General features: G+C 46.6%; 9 protein-coding genes. All 9 read left to right on the forward strand.

The window, feature by feature from the left end:
• The first annotated feature begins 41 nt into the window (after window positions 1-41).
• Window positions 42-869 carry a TlyA family RNA methyltransferase gene (locus AZ66_RS23175; RefSeq protein WP_044357023.1) on the forward strand — a complete coding sequence of 276 codons (828 nt, stop codon included), beginning with the start codon at window positions 42-44 and terminating at the stop codon, window positions 867-869.
• A gap of 129 nt (window positions 870-998) precedes the next feature.
• A complete protein-coding gene (locus AZ66_RS23180) occupies window positions 999-1,454 on the forward strand; it encodes a hypothetical protein (RefSeq protein ID WP_044357025.1) in 456 nt (151 codons plus the stop codon).
• Between the two features lie 121 nt (window positions 1,455-1,575).
• Complete coding sequence (gene ahrC, locus AZ66_RS23185) at window positions 1,576-2,025, forward strand: transcriptional regulator AhrC/ArgR (RefSeq protein ID WP_005546729.1); 450 nt, start codon at window positions 1,576-1,578, stop codon at window positions 2,023-2,025.
• A gap of 24 nt (window positions 2,026-2,049) precedes the next feature.
• Window positions 2,050-3,774, forward strand: a complete 1,725-nt coding sequence (recN, locus tag AZ66_RS23190; RefSeq protein ID WP_021261767.1) for a DNA repair protein RecN — start codon at window positions 2,050-2,052, stop codon at window positions 3,772-3,774.
• A gap of 122 nt (window positions 3,775-3,896) precedes the next feature.
• Window positions 3,897-5,369 (forward strand): SpoIVB peptidase, encoded by a 1,473-nt coding sequence (gene spoIVB, locus AZ66_RS23195; protein ID WP_082061697.1) that lies wholly within the window; start codon window positions 3,897-3,899, stop codon window positions 5,367-5,369.
• Window positions 5,370-5,489: 120 nt separating this feature from the next.
• The gene (gene spo0A / locus AZ66_RS23200; protein ID WP_021252968.1) at window positions 5,490-6,314 is read left to right on the forward strand and encodes a sporulation transcription factor Spo0A; all 825 of its coding nucleotides are present in this window, start codon (window positions 5,490-5,492) and stop codon (window positions 6,312-6,314) included.
• A gap of 296 nt (window positions 6,315-6,610) precedes the next feature.
• Window positions 6,611-6,787, forward strand: coding sequence for a hypothetical protein (locus AZ66_RS33895; protein WP_156160054.1), 177 nt, complete (start codon window positions 6,611-6,613; stop codon window positions 6,785-6,787).
• Window positions 6,788-7,080: 293 nt separating this feature from the next.
• Window positions 7,081-7,767, forward strand: coding sequence for a response regulator transcription factor (locus tag AZ66_RS23205; RefSeq protein WP_044357026.1), 687 nt, complete (start codon window positions 7,081-7,083; stop codon window positions 7,765-7,767).
• Window positions 7,760-9,009 (forward strand): sensor histidine kinase (locus tag AZ66_RS23210; RefSeq protein WP_044357027.1); only part of this gene is annotated, 1,250 nt, incomplete at its 3' end. The genes AZ66_RS23205 and AZ66_RS23210, both read left to right, overlap by 8 nt.

The raw sequence follows: 9,009 nt of genomic DNA on the forward strand, positions 1-9,009 counted from the left end.
GTTCGCATTGATGAATGAATGGAATGAGACGGGAGTACAGAATGTCTATACCGAAGGAACGAATTGATGTCCTGCTCGTCGAGCAGGGGTATTACACGAGTAGAGAGAAGGCCAAGGCTGCCATTATGGCAGGCCTTGTGCTGGCGAATGCGGAACGAATTGAAAAGGCTGGCATGAAGGTACCGCGTGACGCTGCAATTACCGTGAAGGGAGCGGTTCATCCTTATGTGAGCCGCGGCGGACTTAAGCTGGAGAAGGCGATCCAGCAATTCGGATTGAACATGCAGGACTCTGTAATGCTTGATATTGGAGCATCTACTGGAGGATTTACCGATTGCGCATTGCAAAATGGTGCACAGAAGGTATATGCAGTAGATGTTGGCTATAACCAGCTTGACTGGTCTTTGCGCAATGATGATCGGGTAATCGTCATGGAGAGAACGAATTTCCGATATACGGAGCCAGGGGATTTAGTAGGACCGGTACCGGATACAGCTTCTATTGATGTTTCTTTTATTTCTTTGAAACTGATCCTACCACCGCTTGCGCGATTGCTGGCTAAGCCTGGACGGGTAGTCGCACTGATTAAGCCTCAATTCGAAGCAGGCCGTGAGAAGGTTGGCAAATCGGGAATTGTTCGTGAAGCAAGCACACATGAGCAGGTGTTAAGAGAGATTCTTGATTTTGCTGCCTCGATCGGTTTCCAATTGGAAGGGTTAACGTACTCTCCCATAACGGGCGGAGAGGGCAATATTGAATTTCTAGCGTACTGGAATGTGCCTGAACTTACGGAGGAAGAAGTGCCGCAAGTATCGCGCGATTTGATCGCTGACGTCGTGCGGGAGGCACATACTACGTTCCGATCCTAACTGGCAATGGAACATGCTGTAGAAGAAACTCATCCGGGACAAGCATCCGTCGGATGAGTTTCTTTTGCACCATAGCACGTTTCTAATCAAATCTATATGCGCATAGGCTGCGAACCAGGGGGAATTTCGATGGGTGATCGTTGGATCATGGGATTGATCGGAATTGGTTTGGCTGTATGGATTGGATATGCAATACGACATTATATGCGAACACCTGAAGCGATGGAGAATGTGTGCTTATCCGAGAGATATCCGCAGGATGATGAGATTGTCGCATTGCTTGAGTCAGCGGGTTACGAGATCATTGGCGGCAAGTATTTTGTGCCAATTCAGATTCAGATGGACGGAGAAGCGCTAGAATCCGCGAAATTGTGGATTGATATGGTCGTCAAACGGGGCGAACAATGGTATATTGTTCGTATCGTACGCGAACGGATGCAGCTCGATTGGAGCGCCAGTGCGATTCGCAGACATTGGGGAGCTTACTTCGCAGCATATCCTGAATGTGATGGGCTGCTTGTCGTTGATATGGCAGAGCGGCGTCTTCGCATGCTTCATATGGAGTTTGGGGAAGCAGAAGCTTGACCCTTGCAAGATTAGGCGTAGGTATGAAAGAATGGCAAGCGCGCCAATGCAATAAGAAAGTTATCGTAAAAAGCAAATAATAAGTCATGGTATTATGGTATAGACAGTATGGAGGGCATGCATGAAAGGACAACGACATATTAAAATCCGAGAAATCGTAATGAATAACGATATTGAGACGCAAGACGAACTGGTGGATTCATTGCGCAATGCAGGATTCCATGTTACTCAAGCAACTGTATCTCGGGATATGAAAGAATTGCATCTCATTAAGGTGCCAATGGACAATGGCCGATATAAATATTCACTCCCAATTGATCAGCGCTTCAATCCTGCACAGAAGTTAAAGCGGTCACTTCTTGATAACTTCGTCAGTGTTGACAGCGCTGAGAACTTAGTAGTCATGAAGTGTTTACCAGGTACAGCAAATGCGATCGCTGTATTAATGGACTCGATTGAATGGCCTGAAATTATGGGCACGGTATGCGGTGATGATACAATCTTGATCATTTGCCGTACAAAAGAATTGAGTCAGAGTGTTGTTGATCAAGTGATGAGTTATATTTCATAAGTGTTCTTCCGGGAGGGGTTCTTCTTGCTAGTAGCTATATCTATCCGCAATTTGGCGGTTATTGAATCGGTACAGCTGCGGTTTCACCGTGGATTTCATGTTCTAACGGGGGAAACGGGCGCGGGCAAGTCGATCATTATCGATGCGTTAGGTCTTATCGGAGGAGCAAGGGGATCAGCAGATTTTGTTCGATATGGCTGTGATCGCGCGGAAGTCGAGGCTTCGTTCGATCTTGCCGTTGATCATCCGGTATGGGAGGCGCTTTCCCGCTTAGGGATTCAGGGAAGTAGCGAAGAGCTCCTCATTATTCGTAGGGAATTGACCGCACAGGGCAAGAGCATGTGCCGGATCAATGGTCAAATGGTTACGTTGACAATGCTGCGTGAAATTGGTGAGCTGCTCATTAATATTCATGGGCAGCATGAGCACCAATCCCTGCTCAAGGTTGAGCGTCACTTGGACTGGCTCGATGCTTATGGCGGGGAAGATGTTGCTGCGCTTAAGCGTAAATATCGTGATGATTACGGATGCTTCATGGCGCTGCAGCATGAATTGAATCAATTAAAGGAAACGAGTCAGCAAGCCTATCAAATGCTTGATCTGTACAGGTTCCAGATTGAGGAGCTGCGCAATGCACAGTTGAAAATTGGTGAGGATGAATCATTAACGGAAGAAAAGCGCAAACTAGCCAATGCGGAGCAGCTAATGGATCATGTAAATGTATCTTATGAACGCTTGTATGGCCAAGGTGCAATGGATTCCGTTAGTGTCGCGATTTCCAAACTTGAAGATGTGCTCATGTATGACACAGTTAAGTTCCAGCCTATTATTGAGCAAATGCAAAATGCGTATTATCAACTGGAAGATGCGGCTTATCAGCTCCGCGATTACCGTGAGAATATCGAGTTCAATCCGGAACGTCTTGAACAAATTGAGGATCGACTGGATCAGCTGACTTCATTGAAGCGCAAGTATGGCTCAACTGTTGAGGAGATGCTTGAATATTTAGCCAAGATTGAAGATGAAGCTGACAAGCTGGAGCATAAGGATGAACGAATATTGAAGCTCGAAGCAGAGACACAAGAACGTCTGGGTAAGCTTGCCAAGCGAGCGCAAGCCCTGAGTGATGCTCGGCGTGAGTTGTCACTGGAATTGACGAAGCGAATTGAAGCGGAACTGCAGCATCTTCATATGGAACGTACTCGGCTTGATGTCCGTTTGGATCGATTGCAGGATGGACAAGGCGGGCATGAGGTCGACGGTGTATCTGTTCGCTTCACGAAGAACGGATGGGATGATGCAGAGTTCCTTATTTCGCCGAACCCTGGAGAACCATTGCGTCCGCTCCATAAGATCGCATCTGGCGGTGAGCTATCACGTATTATGCTTGCCATGAAGACAATCTTCGCCGAAGTTGATCGAATCCCAGTGCTCGTATTTGACGAAGTGGATACTGGAGTAAGTGGCCGGGCCGCTCAAGCCATTGCTGAGAAGCTTGCTGAAGTGTCTCGGAGCGGGCAAGTATTCGCTATTACTCATCTTCCACAGGTTGCTTGCATGGCTGACCACCAATACTACATCGAGAAGCAGGTTCGAGATGAACGGACTTCTACTCAGGTACATGAATTGGAGGATGAAGGCCGTATTATCGAGCTTGCTCGCATGCTAGGCGGTGTGGAAGTAACGGAAGCGACTATGCATCATGCACAAGAAATGCTTGAATTGGCTGAACGTCAAAAAGGTGCGTAATTCTAAGGGATTTAGGAATCATTTTCACTTATAAAACGTAGGGGCCGGGGATACCTTAAAGTTACGAAATGGGCACGTCTCTTTTCGTCAAGCTTCCGTCTAACAAAGGAGTGTGACCACCTTTGAACCCCAACGTCAAACGACTGCTTGGCCTAATGCTCGTCATTCTTGTATGCTTAAGCACTACAACAGCAACCTTTCGCACGTATGCGGCGCTGCCGAATCAACTGAGGTTATTTGAAGGACAGCAAACGAAGCTTGACCTCGTGATGCCTGTTCAGGCTTCAGCGACGGTAGATCGACCGGATATTTTGCGTGTGAACGGCGAGAATCGACCTACATTCCAATTATCACCGAATCGTCCAATTTCATTACAGTCAGCCCAATCTGGTCAAGCAGAGCTGAAATTGAAGCTGTTCGGAGGCATTCCACTCAAGACTTTGAAAGTGAATGTAGTTCCGAATTTGCGTGTCATTCCCGGAGGCCAAACGATTGGCGTCAAAGTCAAATCAGCAGGCATCCTTGTTGTCGGCCATCATCTTGTGAAGGTTGAGGGAGAACGCAAAGTATCTCCAGGTGAAGAAGCCGGTGTTCGCCTTGGTGATCTCATTACGAGTATGAACGGTAATCGATTGAATGATGTAAGCAAGGTTGCGGATATCGTGAAGCAGGCTGGCGAGAACAAACGTCCACTCGATCTTGTAATTCGGCGCGGCGATACTGAAGTGAAAGCTCAGTTGACCCCTGCGTACGATCAGGAGGACAAAACGTGGCGGTTAGGCCTGTACATCCGAGATTCAGCAGCCGGAGTAGGAACATTGACGTTCTATGCTCCAGACCAAGGAGTGTATGGTGCACTTGGACATATCATTACGGATATGGACACGCAGACTCCGATCGTGGTGGGACAAGGTGAAATTGTCCAGTCTCATGTAACTTCCATTTCGAAAAGTCAAAATGGAGAACCGGGTGAAAAACGCGCTCAATTTGTGAAGGAAAGCCGTGTGTTAGGCAATATCGAACGCAATACGCCATTTGGCATTTTTGGTAAGATGGTATCGAATCCAGAACATAGTGTATATAAAGAACCGATTCCTGTTGCATTCCGCGAAGAGGTTAAGGTGGGGCCTGCCGAAATGCTGACCGTGGTGAATGGTCAACAAGTGGAACGATACAAGATTGAAGTCGTCCATGTTACGAAGCAATCAGCACCTGCAACCAAAGGGATGGTTATCCGCATAACAGATCCGCGGCTGCTGCAAAAAACCGGAGGCATTGTGCAAGGGATGAGCGGCAGTCCGATTATTCAAGATGGCAAATTGATTGGTGCAGTTACGCATGTGTTCGTCAATGATCCAAGCTCAGGTTACGGATGCTTCATCGAATGGATGCTGCAGGATGCTGGTGTTGTCCTGGCCTCACCTCAGTCAATGAATGAACAAGGGAAGGTTCACGTTCAACGTGATCCTTCTTTTTCTTTTTCATCTCGACGATCGCATCAATCTTCAGGATATGTCGAATCGATACGAATGAATACGAAAACTGTTGGATCGTTGGACAAATCATTAATTATAATAGAAAAATTTAAAAAATAAAGAAAAAAAGTTTTCGACAGAAGGAATTTCATCTTTGATGTCGAATAACATGATCTGGAAGCGATAAACACCAAACCGGTTACTATCGTGTGCGAAACTTTGACAAGGGAGGATCCCAAGTTGCAAAAGATCGAAATATTGTTAGCGGACGACAACAGAGAGTTTACAAATTTGTTGGCTGATTTCTTATCCGAACAAGACGACATGGTCGTTACTGGTGTTGCCTATAATGGCGAAGAGGTGCTCCAATTCCTTGAGCAGACGAGAGCGGTACCTGACGTGCTGATTCTCGATATTATTATGCCTCATTTGGATGGTTTGGGTGTACTAGAGCGCTTGCGCAATATGGACTTGTCCCCGCAACCGAAGATCATTATGCTCACAGCCTTCGGACAAGAGAGCATTACGCAACGTGCGGTTCAACTTGGCGCATCCTATTACATATTGAAGCCTTTCGATATGGACATTTTGGCGAATCGTATTAGACAGCTTGCAGGTGTTGCATCCAATGCGTCGGTAACTGGAGGATCTGCTAGTAATCTAATGACATCATCTGTATCGAAGTCGAATGTCGTACCGCTTGGCAAATCCAAAAACTTAGACGCGAATATCACGTCCATCATACATGAAATCGGGGTTCCTGCGCATATTAAGGGATACCAGTACTTGCGCGAAGCAATCACGATGGTGTACAACAATATCGAAATTTTGGGCTCCATCACGAAAACGCTGTATCCAGCGATCGCGGAGAAGTACAAAACGACACCAAGCCGTGTTGAACGCGCAATCCGCCATGCGATTGAAGTAGCATGGACGCGCGGCAACATCGACAGCATAAGCCGTCTCTTTGGCTACACAATCAACATCAGCAAGTCAAAGCCTACGAACAGCGAATTTATCGCGATGGTAGCTGACAAGCTGAGAATTGAGCATAAGGTTTCATAGCGCCTAATGCAATGATGTCTTGATTGATAAATGCTATAGTGATTTTGCCTCGTCGGTTATGGTTCTGAGTCAATTTCCCCGAGCTCTACAGGCCAGATAATAATCGTATTTAGGCGTAATAGATCGCTAATCACATGAAGAGAGCCCCGTTGGGAAGACGGGGCTTTGCTTATTTTTCATGGTTCTAACATATCAACGCCAACGATACACTTGATAGAATTGACGGGGATTATGGAATAAGGAGCTTGGGGAGCTATTACCATTTGAGCATCGTGAATGACATGGGGCTTGCTTAGGTGTTATATTCTAACCTTCAGAAATGCTTGCATTACCCGCTCGATCTGGGCGAGGTGGTCACGGACATGCTCGACACGGAGTTTCAGCAGCTCTTTGAACGTGTACTACTGAACTCCGTCGGGATACTTCCCGACCCGTTCAAACTGCTCGGGAGTCAGATTTTACAGAAGCGGTAGCATGCTGGCCCGCAGCATTTGGAACAGGAGCAGATGTTGTTCGCGATCCAACAGTTCATATCCCAGGTTATCCGACCAGGCGTTCTGATCAAATGATAGCAGAAGCTACATTTCTTAGAATGAAGTAAATACTCACTCAGATTACAGAATTCGAAGGCAGGCAAGCACTGATCGCAACAGGGTCAGTGCTTTTTTTCATGGAATGGAAATAATCCGAAGATGTTATTCGAAGTTAACGTGTATTACAATAGTCATATAGAAAAATGTTCCAAACCAAAGGAGAATCCCTGTACATGAGAACGATATTGGTCGCAGATGATGATGAAAATATAGTGGAACTGATAGGATTATATCTCCGAGCAGAAGGATTTCACGTTATTGAAGCACGGGATGGGATGGAGGCGCTACGGTACATGGATGCGGAGCGGGTCGATCTCGTCATTCTAGATATAATGATGCCGAATATGGATGGGTGGGAGCTGTGCGAGGAGCTGCGTCGTTTACATCCTGATTTGCCTATCCTTATGGCTACAGCCAAAGGGGAACCCGGCCAGAAGGTAAGAGGATTCCAATTGGGAACGGATGATTATATCACGAAGCCATTCGATCCAGTGGAGCTGGTGATGCGCGTCAAAGCACTGCTGCGGCGTTACCGGATTGCATTCTCGCAGATTGTGCAGCTTGGCCCGCTGCGTTTGGATCGAAGCAGCTATAAAGTGATGATGGAGGATGACGATTCTGTCATTACATTGCCGTTGAAGGAGTTTGAACTGCTCTTTAAGCTTGCGAGCTGCGCTGGACAAATCTTAACGAGGGAACAGCTCATACAGGATATATGGGGGATGGACTATACAGGGGACGACCGAACCGTTGACGTACATATAAAGCGGCTCCGTGAACGATTTTCCAACTACTCGGAGATCTTTAATATTGTGACTGCTCGCAGCCTCGGATATCGAATTGAGGTATGTCATGATTAAGACCCTGTACGTTCAAGTGGTGCTTACGTTCATATTAGCAATTATTATCGGCATTATTGCCGCCTTTTCTGTGTCGGGGTTGTTGTTTCAGAAGGAAATGGAAGAAGTGTCGTACCGTCAATTGATGAATCTTGGTGATGACTTGGCTCGTCTGCGTACTTCGATGTCAGCATCTCAATTTAAGGATTATGTGATGTCGTTGAAGGCACTTACGATGTATGAGGTTCGGATATTGAATAGTGATGGAGACACTGTTATCCACCACAATGCAAAAGAACGGGTAGGTTACCCCATTAAGGCAGAACAGCTGAAGAAGGTGCTGGCAGGGGAGCGAATTCGTGCAATTGCGGACAATGTTGAAGAAGAGCCGATTATTGGAATTCCTTTACAGATCGGTAACGAGCGTCAGGCTTTATTTTTGCAAATGTCGATTGGCGGGTTGGATGTAATCGGCCGATTTATTACAATGGTTCTCGTCGTTGTACTTGTCGTTGGCAGCTTATGTTTTCTGATCGCCGCCCGATATGTTGTATTGCCGGTCAAGCGAATGACTGCTGCTACGAGGAAGATGGCAAAGGGGGATTTCTCGGCTGAGCTGCGTATGAGGAGAAGAGATGAGATTGGCGAGCTGGCGGATAGCTTCAATCAAATGGCTAAAGAGCTGAACCAGCTTGAGCAGATGAGGCAGGATTTCGTCTCCAATGTATCGCATGAGATCCAGTCCCCTCTAACCTCAATCATAGGATTCACCAAAGCTCTAAAATCGAATGTCATTCCAGAGCAGCAGCGGGAGAAATATCTGCACATTATTTTAAAGGAAAGTGAGCGATTATCTCGTGTAAGCGATAACTTGCTCCAGTTGGCCTCTCTGGAGTCGGATCATCATCCGATGAACATGAGAGCTTACGCGCTCGATGAGCAGCTGCGTAGAATTGTAGTGGCCTGCGAGCCGCAATGGAAGGACAAGACGCTGCATATGGATTTGCAGTTGACTCCTATAACGATTGTTGCGGACGAAGATCTGCTTAGCCATGTTTGGATGAATATAATCGGCAACAGCATGAAATTTACGCCGAACAAGGGGACAATCACCATTGCGTTAACGAACCAGCCGGCAGGCTGGACACAAGTGACGATTACCGATACCGGAATAGGTATCCCTGATCAAGAACTAAATCGGGTATTTGAGCGATTTTATAAAGTAGATCGGTCAAGACGAAGAGATGGAAATGGAAGTGGTCT

Source organism: Paenibacillus sp. E194 (genome assembly GCF_000935845.1).
Classification (GTDB): Bacteria; Bacillota; Bacilli; order Paenibacillales; family Paenibacillaceae; genus Paenibacillus_B; species Paenibacillus_B alvei_B.